The organism is Micromonospora olivasterospora (assembly GCF_007830265.1).
Taxonomy (GTDB): Bacteria; Actinomycetota; Actinomycetes; order Mycobacteriales; family Micromonosporaceae; genus Micromonospora; species Micromonospora olivasterospora.
In genome coordinates this window covers 6,102,928-6,119,434 of record NZ_VLKE01000001.1, presented here as the reverse complement: position 1 = coordinate 6,119,434, position 16,507 = coordinate 6,102,928, and the positions used below count along the sequence as shown (strand labels likewise).

The 16,507-nt window shown below is 71.8% G+C and carries 15 protein-coding genes and 2 pseudogenes; 8 read left to right on the top strand and 9 right to left on the bottom strand.

What is annotated here, in order from left to right; all coding sequences use genetic code 11:
* Window positions 1-246: 246 nt before the first annotated feature.
* From JD77_RS27935 to JD77_RS27920, 4 genes are all read right to left on the bottom strand, one after another.
* The gene (locus JD77_RS27935) at window positions 247-891 is read right to left on the bottom strand and encodes a hypothetical protein (protein ID WP_145776865.1); all 645 of its coding nucleotides are present in this window, start codon (window positions 889-891) and stop codon (window positions 247-249) included.
* On the bottom strand, window positions 888-3,263 hold the full coding sequence (locus JD77_RS27930) for an FHA domain-containing protein (RefSeq protein ID WP_170286568.1): 2,376 nt from the start codon (window positions 3,261-3,263) through the stop codon (window positions 888-890). The genes JD77_RS27935 and JD77_RS27930 overlap by 4 nt, the downstream gene beginning before the upstream one ends.
* 26 nt (window positions 3,264-3,289) lie before the next feature.
* Window positions 3,290-5,113, bottom strand: a complete 1,824-nt coding sequence (locus JD77_RS27925) for a serine/threonine protein kinase (protein WP_170286567.1) — start codon at window positions 5,111-5,113, stop codon at window positions 3,290-3,292.
* Window positions 5,114-5,251: 138 nt separating this feature from the next.
* Window positions 5,252-6,889: an ABC-F family ATP-binding cassette domain-containing protein gene (locus tag JD77_RS27920; protein WP_145776862.1), complete on the bottom strand. Its 1,638-nt coding sequence runs from the start codon at window positions 6,887-6,889 to the stop codon at window positions 5,252-5,254.
* A 215-nt stretch (window positions 6,890-7,104) separates the two neighbouring features.
* On the opposite strand from JD77_RS27920, the pseudogene JD77_RS35730 reads away from it, so the two are divergent.
* Window positions 7,105-7,458, top strand: a pseudogene (locus tag JD77_RS35730) (AfsR/SARP family transcriptional regulator); the annotation flags it as partial.
* A complete protein-coding gene (locus tag JD77_RS35725; RefSeq protein ID WP_425463601.1) occupies window positions 7,374-7,949 on the top strand; it encodes an LrgB family protein in 576 nt (191 codons plus the stop codon). The pseudogene JD77_RS35730 and the gene JD77_RS35725, both read left to right, overlap by 85 nt.
* On the opposite strand, the gene JD77_RS27910 is transcribed toward JD77_RS35725, so the two are convergent.
* Both JD77_RS27910 and JD77_RS27905 read right to left on the bottom strand, forming a co-directional pair.
* Entirely contained in the window at window positions 7,913-8,953 is a 1,041-nt protein-coding gene (locus JD77_RS27910) for an NAD(P)-dependent alcohol dehydrogenase (RefSeq protein WP_145776860.1), read from the bottom strand. The genes JD77_RS35725 and JD77_RS27910 overlap by 37 nt on opposite strands.
* A 363-nt stretch (window positions 8,954-9,316) precedes the next feature.
* Window positions 9,317-10,213, bottom strand: a complete 897-nt coding sequence (locus JD77_RS27905) for a helix-turn-helix transcriptional regulator (protein ID WP_145776859.1) — start codon at window positions 10,211-10,213, stop codon at window positions 9,317-9,319.
* A gap of 88 nt (window positions 10,214-10,301) precedes the next feature.
* Here JD77_RS27905 and JD77_RS34310 point away from each other — a divergent pair, with 88 nt between their 5' ends.
* Both JD77_RS34310 and JD77_RS35720 read left to right on the top strand, forming a co-directional pair.
* The gene (locus JD77_RS34310) at window positions 10,302-10,574 is read left to right on the top strand and encodes a helix-turn-helix domain-containing protein (protein WP_246141035.1); all 273 of its coding nucleotides are present in this window, start codon (window positions 10,302-10,304) and stop codon (window positions 10,572-10,574) included.
* Window positions 10,571-10,774, top strand: a pseudogene (locus JD77_RS35720) (phosphotransferase); the annotation flags it as partial. The gene JD77_RS34310 and the pseudogene JD77_RS35720, both read left to right, overlap by 4 nt.
* A gap of 147 nt (window positions 10,775-10,921) precedes the next feature.
* Here JD77_RS35720 and JD77_RS27890 read toward each other — a convergent pair.
* Complete coding sequence (locus JD77_RS27890; RefSeq protein ID WP_145776857.1) at window positions 10,922-11,449, bottom strand: anthrone oxygenase family protein; 528 nt, start codon at window positions 11,447-11,449, stop codon at window positions 10,922-10,924.
* A 296-nt stretch (window positions 11,450-11,745) separates the two neighbouring features.
* On the opposite strand from JD77_RS27890, the gene JD77_RS34305 reads away from it, so the two are divergent.
* The 4 genes from JD77_RS34305 to JD77_RS27875 all read left to right on the top strand — a co-directional run bounded on the left by JD77_RS34305 (window position 11,746) and on the right by JD77_RS27875 (window position 14,107).
* Window positions 11,746-12,066, top strand: a complete 321-nt coding sequence (locus JD77_RS34305; protein WP_246141034.1) for a hypothetical protein — start codon at window positions 11,746-11,748, stop codon at window positions 12,064-12,066.
* Window positions 12,060-12,893, top strand: coding sequence for a sensor histidine kinase (locus tag JD77_RS27885; protein ID WP_246141032.1), 834 nt, complete (start codon window positions 12,060-12,062; stop codon window positions 12,891-12,893). The genes JD77_RS34305 and JD77_RS27885 overlap by 7 nt, the downstream gene beginning before the upstream one ends.
* Window positions 12,890-13,552: a response regulator transcription factor gene (locus JD77_RS27880; RefSeq protein WP_145776856.1), complete on the top strand. Its 663-nt coding sequence runs from the start codon at window positions 12,890-12,892 to the stop codon at window positions 13,550-13,552. The genes JD77_RS27885 and JD77_RS27880 overlap by 4 nt, the downstream gene beginning before the upstream one ends.
* A gap of 174 nt (window positions 13,553-13,726) precedes the next feature.
* Window positions 13,727-14,107: a VOC family protein gene (locus JD77_RS27875; protein WP_145776855.1), complete on the top strand. Its 381-nt coding sequence runs from the start codon at window positions 13,727-13,729 to the stop codon at window positions 14,105-14,107.
* A 92-nt stretch (window positions 14,108-14,199) separates the two neighbouring features.
* Here JD77_RS27875 and JD77_RS27870 read toward each other — a convergent pair whose 3' ends face one another.
* Together JD77_RS27870 and JD77_RS27865 are read right to left on the bottom strand one after the other, a co-directional pair.
* Complete coding sequence (locus JD77_RS27870; RefSeq protein ID WP_145776854.1) at window positions 14,200-15,672, bottom strand: NAD-dependent succinate-semialdehyde dehydrogenase; 1,473 nt, start codon at window positions 15,670-15,672, stop codon at window positions 14,200-14,202.
* A 75-nt stretch (window positions 15,673-15,747) separates the two neighbouring features.
* Window positions 15,748-16,506 (bottom strand): IclR family transcriptional regulator, encoded by a 759-nt coding sequence (locus tag JD77_RS27865; protein ID WP_170286566.1) that lies wholly within the window; start codon window positions 16,504-16,506, stop codon window positions 15,748-15,750.
* Window position 16,507: the final 1 nt, after the last annotated feature.

The window sequence follows — 16,507 nt, the reverse complement described above, 5'->3', positions numbered from 1 at the left end:
ACGCCCGCCGGCGGACGCTGTCATGAATCGACCGGCATCTTGACCGGTGGGGCGGGATGTGACGTAGTTGATCGAGCGGTCTGGGTCGCCGGGCATCACGTACGCCGTCACCGGTCCCTGGAACCGCCGCCAGGGCTGACCGCGGCCCGCAGCCGCCCTCCGGTGCTCCCCGGTCCAGAGGCGGTCGGGGAGCACCGCCGACGCCCGGACCCGGGGCGGGCGCGTGTCAGGAAGCACCCCGCCCGGTCAGGGTTGGTCGGGCACGATCTCGCCGGTGATCGCGCGGGAGCGCTGCGCGACGGCTGCGCCGATCGGCGCGAGTGCCGGGAGGTGCATGGCCTGCGGGCCGAAGATCAGCCAGGCGATCGCGACCGCGTACCACGGCGCCGCCGGGCCGTGCAGCATCAGCGGACTGCCCTCCTGGTAGCGGAGGATGAACGACCACTGGGTCAGGTCGGCGGTCAGTTCCTGCACGCCGTTGTGCCAGAAGCTGAGCAGGTTGCCCCGGTAGTCCCCGAGCAGGCGCTGGTTGGTCAGGATCATCCGCACCTGCGCCTGGTCGCGCCACTGCGCCGCCGCCATCGCCTGGGCGCGGCTGCGGGCACTGGCGTTGCTGATGGCGTCACCGGCCATGCCGGCGAGCACGAAACCCGTCGAGCCGAACCAGAAGTGGCTGCTCTCCCGGTACTGCACGGTGGTGCCGTAGAAGCGTGCGTATCCCAGCACCGTGTCGCTGAAAATCGTCTCGTTCTGGCCCAGCCGCAGGCCGCTGGGCGGCAGGGCGGCCAACTGGCCACCGCGCGCCAGGTGCTCGTACAGCCGGCATGCGCTGCTCCAGCCGTCGCGCAGCACGGCTTCGAGGGCGGCGGCAGAATCGTTGCGGCGGCTCACGTGCGGTTCCTCCGGCTCTCCAGTACGGGCTCGTGGCGGCGTAGCGCCCACCGCACCGCCGCGGTCAGCAGTACGGTCTGGCCGGCCAGGACGGCCATCGCCCAGCTCCAGGCGCCGGTGGTGTGCGCCCAGAGTGCGTCTGGCGTGGGCTTCAGCATAATCGCGCGCAGGTCCACCGTGGCGGCCGCGGCGGCGTAGCCCCACCGGGCCGGGGCGAACCAGGAGAGCTGTTCGATACCGGCGCGCTCGACCACGGCGAACAGCCCGCCGCAGAGCACGAGCTGCGCCATCACGAGCCCGACCAGCACCGGCATCGTCTGCTCGCTCGTGGCCACGTAGACACTGACCAGCAGCCCGAGCACGGTGGCGGCGAGCGTGGTCAGCCAGACCACCACGATCAGCTCGACCAGCGGCACGCCCAGCACGACCGCCTCGGCCGGTGCCGGCCGGCCCCACATGCCGAGCAGGACGAACAGCGCCGCCTGGAACGCGTTCAGGACGGCGAACACGGCCAGCTTCGCGCTCAGATAGGCGCCGGGCGCCATGCCCACCGCCCGTTCCCGGCGGTAGATGGCGCCCTCCCCGACGAACTCCCGGATGCCGCCGGCCAGCCCGATGAAGACCGCGCCGATGGTCAGGATCACCAGCAGTTGGGCGGCCTCGGTGCTGCGCCCGGGCGGCTGTGCGGGCAGCCCGAGACCGTCGGAGCCGGGGACCACATGCAGCAGGGAGGCTAGGCCGACCGGCAGGCCGAGGGAGAGCGCCGCGTACATCCGGTCGGCGACGGTGACGGCGACCGTACGACGGGCGAGGATCGCCGTCTGCCGCCACCAGCCCTGGCGCGGGGGCGACGCGGTGGCCGCCGCCCGCTCGCTCGGCGGTGCGGTCCTGGTCGGCGGGCGGGTGGCCGCGAACCTGGCGGCCCAGACGTCCGGTTCGGCGGCGACCGCGGTGAACACGTCGGCGTACTCGGCGGCCCCGAAGAAGCCGAGCAGCTCGCCCGGCGGGCCGAAGTAGGCGACCTTGCCGCCGCGGGCGAGTACCAGGACCCGGTCGCACACGCCGAGGTGTAGCGGGCTGTGCGTCACCACCACGACGGTCCGCCCGCGATCGGCCAGCTCGCGCAGGCCGTGCATCACGTCGCGGTCCAGCGCCGGGTCCAGCCCGGAGGTCGGCTCGTCGAGGAAGAGCAGCGAGGGTTCGGTGAGCAACTCCAGCGCCACCGAGGTGCGCTTGCGCTGTCCACCGGAGAGCGTGTCGATGCGCTGGTCGGCGTGTGCGGTGAGGGCGAGCTGGGCGAGCACCTCGTCGATGCGCTGGTCCCGCTCCGCCGGCGTCACGTCGGGACCGAAGCGCAGCCCGGCCGCGTAGCGCAGGGCACGGCGTACGGTCAGCTGGCGGTGCAGGATGTCGTCCTGCGGCACCAGGCCGATGCGGTGCCGCAGGTCGGCGTACTCGGCGTAGAGGTCGCGGCCCTGGGAGCGCACCGTGCCTGCCTGCGCCGGGCGGTTGCCGGTCAGCGCCCCCAGCAGCGTGGACTTGCCGGCGCCGCTCGGGCCGACCACCGCGAGCAGACTGCACTCGTCCAGCTCGAACGAGATCCCCGAGAGCAGGTTCCGCGTGCCGACCGTGACGCCGAGGCCCTCGGCGCGCAGCGACACCCGGCCGGCATCGACGTAGTCGTGCAGCGCGATGCCGTCGAACACCATCTGGTGGTGCCCGAACGAGAGGAGGTCCCCGGCGTTCAGCACCGCCTGCTCGACCTGCCGCCCGTTGACGTACGTGCCGTTGCGCGTGCCCAGGTCGATCACGCGGAATCCGGCGCCGTCCCGGACCAGATCGGCGTGGTGGCGGGAGACCAGCAGGTCGTCGAGGACGATGTCGTTGTCCGGCGCCCGCCCGACCCGGATCCGATCCGCGGTCGGGTAGCTTGCCGAGGGAGTCCGGCCCAGCGCGAATCGTGCACCAGGTGGTGGCTCGGCCGCGGACCCGGACCCGCTGGGCCGCACCTCGGTCGGCATGCCAGGCTGCGCGGAACCGGTCGCCGGCGGCGGTGCGGCGGGAAGCCCCTCCGGGCGGAAGGTGAGCACCGGACCGTCGGCGGCGTTGCCGAGCCGCACCGCGCAGGCGGCTGTTATCTCCAGCTCGTGCACCTGGCGGCCGTCGAGGAACGTGCCGTTGCGGCTGGCGAGGTCACGCAGGCGCCACCGCCCGGCCTGGTAGGTGAGCTCCAGGTGTTCCCGGGAGGCCCGCGAGTCGTCCAGGACGATCGAACAGAGGGGATCACGGCCGATCCGCAACGGCCCGCCGGCCGCCGTGACCCGTCGCTCCCCGCCCTCGCCGGGTACGCCGACCAGCAAGGTGTCGCTCACGCCGTCACCCACCTCGGAGGCGGTCATCACTTCGTCTTGGGTTTCGGCAGCCGTTTGGCCATCGACGTCGCCATCTTGATCAGGTCGCTCTGGACACTGCCACCCTCGTAGTCGTTCTGGATCGCGACCTGGAAGAGCGTCTGACCCGACCGGACGAAGATCATCGCGTAGACGCCACTGGAGCCGCTGACGGTGATCCCGAACGACTCCTCACCCAGCTTCGGCACCGTGAACGGTCGCCAACCGCACCGTTCGGCCATCTTGCGGACGGCGTCGAGGAACGGGTCGGCCGCGTTGCCGTAGAAGCCGGCGACGGCCGAGCCGAGGTACGGGTACTGTCCGGTGGCCACGTAGTAGCCGTTGCTGCTGTGCGCCCCGATCGCATCGCCGCGAACGGTGCCGTCCGCGCAGAGCGCAAGCTTGTTCAGGCCGTGGTGCAGCGGATTGGTGGTGGCGCTCGACTTGACCGACTCGCGGTCGATCTTCATCGCGGACCCGACGTCGGCCACCGACAGCAGCACCGGCTCCAGTGCGGTCACCTCGGGCGGCGGGGAGGCCCGGTCGACGCTGGGGGTCGGACTCGCACCGAGATCGCCGGGCAGGTTGTACCGGACGAGGTTCAACACCGGCACGGCGCAGCAGGCGGCCAGGAGGAGCGTCGCCACGATTCCGATGATCATCGGGGTTCTGGACTTCTTCCGGGGCTGGCCGGGCGCCCCGGGAAAGCCGGATGGTGCCGGGCCGGGTGGCAGCGGGTAGCCCGACGGCGCGGAGCCGCCCGACGGCGGGAGGCTGGGCGGCCCCGAGGTGGGTGGCAGCGGGTAACCGGGCACCCCGGAGGTGGGCGGCAGCGGGTAGCCCGACGGCACGGAACCGCCGGACAGCGGGGGACTGGGCGGCCCCGAGGTGGGCGGCAGCGGATGGAAGGACGGCCCCGAGGTGGGCGGCGGCGGAGATGTTCCCGGTGCCTCGCCGATCGAGGTCTCCGGAGGTGCGGCACGCAGCGCGTTGACCCAGGCCACCGCGGCGGCCGGACGGCGCTCGGCGGTCACCCCGACCATCGACAGGATTCCGCGGATCACCCGGTCCTGCCCTGGGCCGAGAGACACGGTGAGCCGCTCGGTCATGCCGTCGATGTCGCCGGGCACCGGCATCTCGCTGGTCAGCGCGTAGTAGACGGTCGCGCCGAGGGCGTAGCGGTCCGTGGCCGGGTTGTACTCGCCCCGGGCCAGGGACTCCGGTGCCATGAACGGGGCCGTGCCGTACACCCGGCCGGTGCCGCTGGTGCTGCGCAGCCGGACCAGGCCGAAGTCGACCAGATAGGCCCGTCCGTTGCCGGCGACCAGGATGTTGGCCGGTTTGATGTCCCGGTGCAGGACCGGTACGCCGCCGGTGTCCTGGCCACTGTGCAGGTAGTCGATGGCCTCGGCGATCGGCGCGAGCGGCTGGAGGACGGCCAGGCCGCGTACCTCGCCGGTCTCCAGCATTTCCTGGAGGCTGCGGCCTTCGATCCACTTCATCACGAAGTACAGCCGTGGTGCGGTGTCCACGGAGGACGCTCCGGCGGGATGCGGCGCCGAGCCGACGAAGACCTCCTTGACCTTCACCAGCGCCGGGTGTTCGAGTTGGGTCGCCAGGGCAGCCTGTAGCCGCAGGCCCTCCAAGCCGCGGTCGGTCCGGTCCTCCGCCGGTACCCGGAGGATCTTCACCGCGTACGAGAAGGCCACGTCTCCGTGGCGCTCGCGAGCCCGCCAGACCTCGCCTTCCCCACCAGCGGCGCGTCGCTCGATCAGCTCATACCGGTCCGGCGCGTCCGGCGGTCCCACGTAGCTGTACTGCGCTTCCGACACGGCGATCATCGTGCCAGCGCCGTACCGGCGAATCCAAATTGCACTCATCTCGCCGCCGGCCCGTGCGCTGGTTCTCCTCCTCGGCACCACCGTTGCCAGTTCGGTGTACGTCAGGTGACCTGTCGAGCGGGTCGGTGCTCACGCGCCGCCGGGTGCGGGGACCTCGCGTAGCTGCCCGCCGTCGAGGCGCAGCCACCGCTGCACACCGATGTCGGTGAGGAACCGTTCGTCGTGGCTGACCACCACGAACGCACCCCGGTACGCGGTGAGGGCGCTCTCCAGTTGGCCCACGCTGAGCAGGTCGAGGTTGTTCGTGGGCTCGTCGAGCAGCAGCAGGTGAGGCACAGGCTGGGCGTAGAGGACGCAGGCGAGGGTGGCGCGCAGCCGTTCGCCGCCGGAGAGCACGCCGACCGGGAGGTGCGCCCGGGTGCCGCGGAACAGGAAGCGGGCCAGCAGGTTCATCCGCTCGGCGTCCGGCCGGTCGGGAGCGTACGCGGTGAGGTTCTCCGCGACCGACCGGTCCAGATCCAGCAGGTCCAGGCGTTGCGAGAGGTAGGCGACGCGGCCCTCGGCGCGGCGCACCTGCCCGGCGTCCGGGTCGAGGCCACCGTGCAGCAGGCGCAGCAGGGTGGACTTGCCGGCGCCGTTGGGCCCGGTCAGCGCGATCCGCTCCGGACCCCGGATGGTCAGGTCGACACCGTCGCCGGCGAAGACCGGCCTGCCGCTGTGGTGGACCTGCGCCCGTTCCGCGACGACGATGGTGCGGCCGGCGGGAACGGTGGTGTCGGGCAGGTCCAGGGCGAGAACCTGCTCATCGCGCAGCGACCGGCTGGCGTCGTCGAGCCGCGACTGGGCCTCGCTGACCCGGTTGGCGTGCGCCTGCCGTGCCCGGCCGGCCGATTCCTGGGCGCTGCGCTTGAGCCCACCGGCGACGATCCGGGCCAGGCCGGCGTTGCCGAGGTTACGGGCGGCGTTGCCGGCCCGCCGCTCGGCCCGCTCCCGGGCCTGCTGCATCTCCCGCTTCTCCCGCTTCACCTCCTGCTCGGCGCTGCGCACGGTGCGCTCTGCCGCTTCGCGTGCCGTCCGCGACGCCTCCTCGTACGCGGTGAAGCTCCCGCCGAACAGGTGCACCTCGCCGCGGTCGAGTTCGGCGATGCGGTCCATGTGGTCCAGCAGGGCCCGGTCGTGGCTGACCAGCAGCAGGCACCCGGGCCAGTCCGCCAGCACCGCGTACAGCCGGTGCCGGGCGTCGATGTCGAGGTTGTTGGTGGGCTCGTCCAGCAGCAGCACGTCGGGACGTTTGAGCAGTTGCGCCGCCAGGCCGAGGGTGACCACCTGCCCGCCGCTGAGGGTGTGCAGGTGTCGGTCCAACGCCACGTCGCCGAGGCCCAGCCGGTCGAGTTCGGCCCGGCTGCGCTCCTCGACGTCCCAGTCGTCCCCGACGGCGGTGAAGTGCTCCTCCGCCGCGTCGCCCGCCTCGATGGCCCGCAGTGCCGCGAGTGTCGCGTCGATGCCGAGCACTTCGGCGACGGTCAGGTCACCGGCGAGGGGGAGGTTCTGCGGCAGGTAGCCGAGCATGCCGTCGACCGTCACGGCGCCCCCGGTCGGGGTGAGGTCGCCAGCGATCAGGCGGAGCAGGGTGGTCTTGCCGGCACCGTTCGGCGCCACCAGCCCGGTACGGCCGGGCGGCACGGTGAAGGACAGCTCGGAGAAGACCGGGGTGTCGTCCGGCCAGGAGAAGGACAGATTCGTACACGTGACGCAGGCGTCGGACATCGGGAAAGACCTCGGGGAAAGCCGGGAACGCGCCAGGCGTCCCGGTCGGGCGGGCGGAAGCATGACGAGACGGCCGCCCCGGCCTCGGCCGGCGGGCGGTGGGGTCGCTCACCCCGAGATGTCGTCGTCCCCCGTCACCATGATCCGCTCCCTGGTTTCCTCGCTGCGGTCTCCGCCGCCCTGCCAGCCTAGCAACAGCGGGGCTCTGCCGGTCGGTGCGGTCGCCAGCGCACCTGCCGGATCCGGGTCACCAGCAGGCCGCTGAGCAGGGTCACCGCCCCGGTCACCGAGAAGAGCAGCGGGTACCCGCCGGGGGAGACCACGATCGGCGCGGCCAGCGCCGGGCCGAGGACCTGGGGTGCGGCGTTGGCAATCGCAACGCGCTGAGGCTGTGGCGCGGACGCCCGCTGGCCGGTCTGCCTGGCGGCGCGGTCGACCTGCACGCGATGCGTCTGGAAGAGCTGCGACTGGCCGCGATCGAAGAGTGCGCCGAGATCGAGCTGCGGCTCGGCCGACATCGACAGCTCATTCCCGAGCTGCGGACGCTCGCCGGTGCGCATCCCCTGCGGGAACGTGTCACCGGTCTGCTGGTGGCCGCGCTCGCCGGCGACGGGCGGCAGGCGGAGGCCAATCAGGGTCTATCTGGACAAGGCGGAGGTGCGGCGCGAGGAACTGGGAATCGAGCCCGGCCTGCCGCTGCGGGAGCGCTACGTCGCAGTGCTCCGCGGTGGGGACCGAGCAGGTGCCGACAGAGACGCGGCGGCGACGACCCCGACAGCCACCCCGCGACCGCCGGCACCGTGGCGGACCACCGCTGTTCCGTCCTTTCCGGATCACCGATTCCCGTGCGCGCGGACTGGCGCTGGGGATCTCGTCGCGGGCGATCGGGACCAGCCGCGCGTTCGACATGGACGCCGAAACCGGCGCGGTCCTGGTTTCGCCATGTCGCCGACATGGCGGGATCCGGGTGGGTCGGAAGGCGCCATGCCGGCGACATGGGTCGATCGCCGCCCGGGGCTCGGGTCAGCCGAGGGTGGCGGCGTCGATGACGAACCGGTAGCGGACGTCGGAGGCGAGGACGCGGTCGTAGGCGTCGTTGATCTTGTCGGCGGAGATGAGTTCGACGTCGGCGCCGATGTGGTGTTCGGCGCAGAAGTCCAGCATCTGCTGCGTCTCGCGGATGCCTCCGATCATCGAACCGGCGTAGGAGCGTCGAGCGCCGATGAGGGAGAAGACGTTGAGGGCCAGCGGTTCGGCGGGGGCGCCGACGTTGACGAGGGTGCCGTCGACCGCGAGCAGGCCGAGGTGGGCGTCGACGTCGATGGGGGCGCTGACCGTGTTGATGATCAGGTCGAACCGGCCGGCGAGTCGCGTGAAGGTGCCGGGGTCGCTGGTGGCGTGGTAGTGGTCGGCGCCCAGGCGGAGCCCGTCCTCCTGCTTCTTCAGCGACTGGGACAGCACGGTCACCTCGGCCCCAAGGGCGTGGGCGATCTTGACGGCCAGGTGCCCCAGCCCGCCGAGGCCGACGACGGCGACCTTCTTGCCCGGGCCGGCGCCCCAGCGGCGCAGCGGGGAGTAGGTGGTGATGCCGGCACACAGCAGCGGTGCGGCGGCGGCGAAATCGATTCCTTCCGGTACGGACAGGACGAAGTCGGCATCGACCACGACGTGGGTGGCGTAGCCGCCCTGGGTGATGGTGCCGTCGCGGTCGACGCCTCCGTAGGTGGCCACCATGCCGCCCCGGCAGTACTGCTCGTCGCCGTTGCGGCAGTTCACGCAGTCCCGGCAGGCGTTCACCATGCAGCCGACCCCGACCCGGTCCCCGACCTGGTGCCGGGTGACCTCCGAGCCGACCTCGGCGACGATGCCGACGATCTCGTGGCCGGGCACCAGCGGGTAGGGCCGGGGTCCCCAGTCACCGCGGACGGTGTGGATGTCGGAGTGGCAGATGCCCGCGTACTTGATCTCGATGAGCACGTCGTTGGGGCCGACGTCGCGCCGTTCGATGATCGTGGGGGCCAGCGGCTCGGACGGGCTGGGTGCCGCGTAGGCGTGAACACGCATGATGATCGCTCCTGTTTCTTCGTGACGAGGTGTGGCCGGGGGAGCCGGTTGCGGTGAGAGGCCCTACGCGCGGCGGGGCGTCGGGGAGTCGCGCCGCGCAGGATGGCGCCGGCGCCGCTTGACGACGTGAGGCTCAGGCGAAATCGTTACGTTCATCGCGATCCAGTAAACCTCGTCGGGGATCTGCTGGGGAGTCTCAGATGAAAGGTGTACTGGCAGGGCACCCCACGGCGGGCGGGCCCTGCGCGTTGCGGTGTCCGAGCAGTTGACACACCGGGAAACGCGGACTCGGATCCGGGATCCGACGGAGCGGCCAGGGCGGCCACGCGGACGGCGGTGGCCCGAAACCGGGCGACCGCGGTATCACTCGGTGCGCGCGTCCCGTGCGTGGGCGGCTGTTTCCTGGGAGGCGGCCCAGGAGCCGAGCAGGCGAAGCGCGTCCTCGGACGGGGAGCCGGGCTCGGCGGTGTAGATGGTCAGGGTGAGGCCGGGCTCGGCGACCATTTCCAGCCCCTCGTAGGCGAGGGTCAGGTCGCCGACGATGTGGTGGCGGAAGTTCTTGGCGCCGGTGCCGTGGTGCCGGACGTTGTGGGCTCCCCAGCGTCTCCGGAACTCGTCGCTGCGGGTGGAGAGTTCACCCACGAGGTCGTGGAGATCCCTGTCGTGCGGATCGCGGCCGGCTTCCGTACGGAGGATCGCGACGCAGAGGTCGGCGGCGATGTCCCAGTCCGGGTAGAAGCGGTGCGACTTCTCGTCAAGGAACGTGTGCCGTGCGATGTTGGCGGGACGCTGCGGCTGGGCGTACACCTCGGCGTAGAACGCGCGGGCGAGCCGGTTCGCGGCGAGCAGGTCCATGCGGCCGTTGCGCACGAACGCGGGACCCTGGGTGACGGCGTCGAGGGCCCATTGCAGGCTGGGGCGCACCGACCACTGCCGCGCCGTCCGGCGCCGGGGCCGGGGCCGCGTGAGCGTGCTGCTGCCGTCCGCGGCTCGGGCGAGGTCGGACAGGTGGGCCCGCTCGGCGTCGTCGAGCTGGAGCGCCCGCGCGACGGCGTTCAGCACACTGGGCGACACTCCAGCCAGAGAGCCCCGTTCGAGTTTCGAGTAGTACTCGACGCTCACTCCGGCCAGCGACGCGACTTCGCTGCGGCGCAGGCCCGGGACCCGCCGGTTGGGGCCGGCGGGCAGGCCTGCCTGCTCCGGGCTGATCTTGGCTCGCCGCGAGACGAGGAACTCGCGGACCTCGGTGCGGTTGTCCACGTCTCGACCGTACGTGCCACGGCTGCCCGTTGGGGTGCCCTGTCAGTACACCTCTGACGAGAACTCCCTGAGCGGGCGGCGCGCCCCCGTGCCGCTCGGGCAACGGCGTTCCGGTCACGACCGCATCCCGGCCCGGCTGCGCGCCGTCGGGGTGACCGTTCGCGAGCACGAGGTCCTCGTGCTGCTCGCGAAGGGCCATGACAACCAGGACCTGGCCACACTCCTGCACCTCTCGCCGCGTACGGTCGAGAAACACGTCGCCAGCCTGCTGCTCAAGACCGGGCACGCGAACCGGAAGGCGCTGCGCGACAGCGTGGACGAACTGTTGCGGACCGACAGCCGAGCCGGAACCCGCCGGTGAACGGAGCCGGGTACGGCGCGGCGGGGTGGCTCTGGTTGCGCCGCGGCACGACCAAGGATGTCAAGGCCCACGGTGACCTCATTCCCGGCAACGTGCTCGTGTCCCACGGACGGTTCGCCGGGGTCCTCGACGTCGGCGGGCTGGGACCGGCCGGCCCCGCGCTGGAACTCGTGGGCGCCCGGCACCTGCTTGAGGCCGGGCCGCGGAGGGCGTTCCGCGAGGATCTCGGATGCGACGACCTCGAATGGGAGCGCGGCAAGGCGTGGGCCTTCGCCCAGGCCATGGGGCTGGTCATGGTCGGCCGGCCATCGGTCGCACCGACGGGCCGGGCCCGGATTCCCGCCGGCTCACCGCGGGGCCTCGGCACCGTCGGCGGTTCTGGGCGCGGTGTCCCGGGCCCAGCGCAGGAGCGCGGTGAACGCCAGCGCGGAGGTCACCGCGCCGCCCGCCAGGCGTACCCAGTGCCCGGCGACGAACTCCGCGGCGACCTGGCGCAGATACTCGGGGGAGTGCGTGCCCACCGGGTCGACGAACATGATTTCGTTGCGCGGCCAGAAGAACAGCGCCGAGAAGAGAAACTCGCAGGCGACAAACGTCGCGGCGGCACCGACGATCCACCACCGCAGCCGCTGGTTTCGCCACGTCAGCACTGTCGCGGCGAGGCTGCCGACGACCACCGCCGCCCCGAGCGGCGGGAAGTAGTCACTCGGCCCACCCGCGACCATGAATTCGCGGGCACGGCTCAACGACTCCGGCGCGTCGCCGAAGATGTTCGGGTAGAGCATCACGGTCTCGGCGGCGACACCACCGAACGACAGCATCGACGTCCATACCAGAACGACGAGTACGATCCAGGTCAGCCTGGCGCGGGACATTTCGACGTCCTCCTGGGTCGGTCGCGCCGTTCCGGCGCGGTGCGGGGGGTCGTCGTCGACGCTAGGTCCGCCGGCGGGAGCCGTCTGCCGCGCAGCGGCGCGAGATCTGATCGCCTTTCGTCGTACGGTGGCGCCGTCAGGTGCGCCGAACGGCGACGAGTTACCTCCGCGACGGCCCGGTGTGTCTGCCACCCCGGTCGCGCGAACCGGAATCGCTCCTCGACGTACCCGGCGCCGCGAGTGTGACGCCTTTCGGCGGCCGCGGGGTCACCCTGCGACGTCCTACCCTCGTTCTTGTGCCGCCCTTCCGACCCACCCGCACCGACGCGCTGCTCGCCGCCGGGACCTTCGGCCTGATCGTGGCGGCCGTGGCAACCCACGACCCGCCGGTCCGGGCGACGCTCGCCTACAGCTTCGCGGTCGGGTTCGGCGCGCTGGCGCTGTTCAGCCGGGAGTGGCCCGTGCCCGCGCTGCTGGCGACCGCCCTCGGCATCGTCGCGTACTACGGGCTGGACCTTCCGCCGATCGGTCTGGCCGCTCCGGTCGCCGCTGCCCTGTACGCTGCCGCGCAGCGGGGCCGGGTGGCGCCGGCGGCAGCGGTCGGTGGGGCTTGCTGACCCTGTCGGTGGGCGTACGGCTGGTGGAGGGTGACGACGTCTCGATCGTCGTGGGTCTCGACCTCGGTTCCCAGGCGGCGTTGATGCTCGCGGTCGTCGCCCTCGGCGACGCGGTCCACAGTAGGCGGTCGCTCCGGGCCGAGATGGCCCGCCAGGCCGCGGCGGCGGCGGAGGACCACCGCAGGGAGGCCGCCCTGCAGGTCGAGGCGGAGCGGCTCCGGATCGCCCGAGAGGTGCACGACACCCTCGGGCACACGATGTCGGTCGTCACCTTGCAGTCAGCCGTGGCGGAGGAGGCGCTCGTGGACGGGGCATCCGAGCATGCCCGGGCCGCACTTGCGGCGATCCGTTCGGCGGGCGGCAGCGCGATGTCCGAGCTGCGGGCGACGTTGGGGACGCTGCGCCGCGACCCCGGCGCCCGGGAGCCGGCGCCCGGCATCGACCAGCTCCGCGCGCTCGTCGACGGCGTCAGCCGCAGCGGCCTGCCGGTCGATTTGCGTGTCACCGGCGAGGTCGAGGGGCTGCCCGCGGTCGTGGGTGCCACCGTGTACCGGGTTGTGCAGGAGGCGCTGACCAATGCGCTACGGCACGCGCGGGCCACCCGGGTGACGGTGATCCTCCGAGTGGCCGGCTCAGGGCTGTCCCTGGAGGTCCTCGACGACGGCTGCGGCACACCCTCGGGCCCTCCGCTCGGCAGCGGAGGTCAGGGCCTGCGTGGCATGTCCGAGCGGGTCGCCCTTCTCGGCGGGACCGTCCGTATCGGCGACGCCGACACCGGAGGCTTCCGGGTGTACGCCCACCTACCGCTGCCCGGGAGCAGGGCATGAGCCTCCTCCGGGTCGTCGTGGCCGACGACCAGCACCTCGTCCGTGCCGGGCTCCGCGCCCTGCTCGAACGCGCACCAGACGTCACCGTCGTCGGCGAGGCGGCTGACGGCGCCGCCGCCGTGGACGTCGTTCGCGCCGAGCGGCCCGACGTCGTTCTCATGGACGTGCGGATGCCCGGCACCGACGGGATCGAGGCCACCCGGCGGATCGTGACCGATCCCGACCTCGCGCACGTCGAGGTCGTCATGCTGACCACATTCGACGACGACGAGTACCTCCTCGCGGCCATCCGCGCCGGCGCGGCCGGGTTCCTGCTGAAGGACACCGCCCCCGACGCCCTGCGCGACGCCGTGCGCGTCGTGGCCGGCGGGCACGCGCTGCTTTCCCCCGCCGTCACCCGCCGGGTGCTCGCGGCGGCGGCCCGCTGCCCCGTGGAGGATCCCGGGCGGCTCGCCGGTCTCACCGACCGCGAACGGGACGTCCTCACCCAGGTCGCTGCTGGGCGGTCCAACCCGGAGATCGGCGCCGCTCTGCATCTCAGCCCGGAGACCGCCCGCACCTACGTCAGCCGCCTGCTGACGAAGCTTGACGCGCGGGACCGGTCCCAACTCGTCGTCATCGCCTACGAGAGCGGACTGGTGCGACCCGGCGAAGGCTGACGACGTTCAGCCGCCGGCGATCATCCGGACCCCCATCATCCTAGGACGCTTAGGGGATGTGCTCCGAGCCGCTAGCGCCCGGACCGCACCCGACCGTGGCGATGTCGGAGAACTGGACAAATCGGAAGCGTGTCGGCCTGGCGCTGGTTACGCTGTCGCGGGAGGTGAGTCACCATGTTGACTGACGCGCCGGTGCAGGCGGCCATTCCAGCGAGCGACATGGAACGGGCCAAGCGCTTCTATCGCGACACGCTGGGCCTGACGATCTCGCGGGAGGCCGAGGACGCGGTCCAGCTCGAGTCCGGTGGAGCGAAGTTCTTCATCTATCCCACCTCCAACGCCGGAAAGGCACCCCACACGTTGGCGGCCTGGTTCGTCGCCGACCTCGATGCCGAGATGGCGGATCTGCGGGGCCGCGGCGTGACGTTTGAAAATTACGATCTTCCCGGCCTCAAGACGGTCAACGGCGTCGCAGAGTTTCCGACGATGCGCGGCGCCTGGTTCAAGGACAGCGAAGGCAACATTCTCGGCGTGAGCCAGCCCCGCGAAGGGTGATCCCCGTGGTCGGCGAGCCGCCGACTGACGTACCGGCGGCGGTGGGGCCGGGCGTAGCGGACAACCGTGCCGGCAGTGGGCGTGGGGGACGATCAACCAGCGTGTCGCGACGTGGCTGGCAGCGCCACGTAGGTGGTTTCGAGGTATTCCTCGATTCCTTCGAAGCCGCCCTCGCGGCCGAATCCCGAGGCCTTCATGCCACCGAACGGTGCGGCCGGGTTCGAGATCAGACCGGTGTTGACGCCGACCATGCCGTACTCTAGCGATTCCGCGAGCCGCACGGTGCGGGCGAGGTCGCGGGTGTAGACGTAGGCGGCGAGGCCGTACTCGGTCGTGTTGGCGCGGCGTACCGCCTCCTCCTCGCTGGTGAAGACGCTGACGGGGGCGACGGGTCCGAAGATCTCCTGGCCGGTGATCTCCGAGTCGTGGTGCACGTCGAGCAGTACCGTGGGGTGGTAGAAGTAGCCGGGCCGGTCAGGAGCGGAGCCACCGACCACGAGGCGGGCCCCGTCGCGGACGGCGTCGGTGACGAGCCGGTGGACGGAGTCGACGGCGCTCCCGTCGATCAGCGGACCGACGTCGACCCCCGGGTCCTGACCGCGGCCGACGACCAGCCGGCCCATCCGATCGGCCAGCTTCTCGGCGAACTCCTGAGCTACGTCCGTGTGGACCAGGAAGCGGTTCGCGGCGGTGCAGGCCTCGCCCATGTTGCGCATCTTGGCGAGCATCGCGCCGTCGACCGCGGCATCGACGTCGGCGTCCTCGAAGACGAGGAATGGAGCGTTGCCGCCGAGCTCCATGCTGAGCCGCTGCAACTGGTCGGCCGACTGACGGACGAGCTGCCGCCCCACCGGCGTGGATCCGGTGAAGGACACCTTGCGCAGTCGTGGGTCCGCCATCAGCGTGGCGCTCATCGCTGCCGCACGGGTGGTCGGTACGACGTTCAGAACGCCGGGTGGCAGCCCGGCCTCGTGGAGGATGTCCGCCAACGCCAGCATGGTGAGGGGCGTGAGCTCCGCCGGCTTGACCACCATCGTGCAGCCGGCGGCGATCGCCGGACCGATCTTGCGTGTCCCCATTGCCATCGGAAAGTTCCACGGCGTGATGAAGAGGCAGGGGCCGATCGGCTTGCGGACGGTGAGGAGGCGGCTGGCTCCATCGGGGGCGTGCATCCACCGGCCGTGGATGCGGACCGCCTCTTCGGAGAACCACCGGAGGAACTCGTTGCCGTAGGCGACCTCGCCCCTGGCCTCGGCGAGCGTCTTGCCCATCTCCAGGCTGATCAGCTCGGCCAGCTCGTCGGTCCTGTCCCGGATCAGGTCGAACGCCCTGCGCAGGATCTCCCCGCGGTCACGTGGCGCGCTCGTCCCCCACTCCTCCTGGGCGGCGACGGCGGCGTCGAGGGCTTCGACCGCATCCCTGACCGAGCCGTCCGCGACCGAGGCGAGGACGGACCCGTCGGCCGGGTCGAAGACCGTGAAGGTGGCTTCCTCCTCCGCCTGCCGCCAACCACCGCCGATGAAGAGGCCCCGCTGGTCGGGTCCAGGCAGAACACGTCCGGGCATGGGCGGGTGAACTCCTTGGGGTGGTTGCCTGACAGGGCAGTCGTACCGGGTCTGGCGACTCGACCGGCGGGGCGCTCAGTAGCTGTTGGCCGCCGCCCGCAGCAGGGCCGCCTGGATGTTCTCGACGTACTGCTCGCCCGACCGGGTCATCGGGACGACCACGGCCAGGACGCCGAGCAGGACGTCGTCCCGGAAGACGGGTGCCGCGACCGCCCACGATTCCTCGGTCGACTCGCGGCCGCTGTAGGCTATGCCACGCTCTCGGATGACGGCGCATTCGGCCCGCAGGTCGGCCAAGGTGCGCACGGCCCCGGACTCCGTCTTGAACTCGTCGGTGCCCGGTGGCAGACCGAGGTAGCCGTGCTCGGCGTTGCTGAAGGCGATGAGGGCCTTACCCGCGGCGCCCAGGTACACCGGCCCGCGTTCACCGGGGTGGCAGACCCGCCGCACGAGCCTGCCGGACTCCGCCGACTCGATGCAGACGCGGTCGTTCCCGGACCGGACGAAGAACGCCACGGTCTCGTCGAGCTGGTCCCGGAGGCGGGCGACGGCTTCGCCCGCGAGCTTTCGGATAGCCGACCACTGGTCGCCGGCGTACAGGAGCGCGGTCAGCTCGGGTCCGGGGACGAACTGACCGTCCTTGTCCTGCTCCAGGAAGTCAGCCATCCTCAGGGTTGCCAGGAGCCGCGACGCGGTGCTCAGGCTGACACCGGCCACGCCGGCGAGCTCGGTGAGTGTCCGGCTCCCGCGAGCGGCCGCGGAGAGCAGGTTGAGCGCACGGATCACCGACCTGACGCCGCGCTGCTCGGTGGGCTCGTCGTCCAGCTCGGTCACC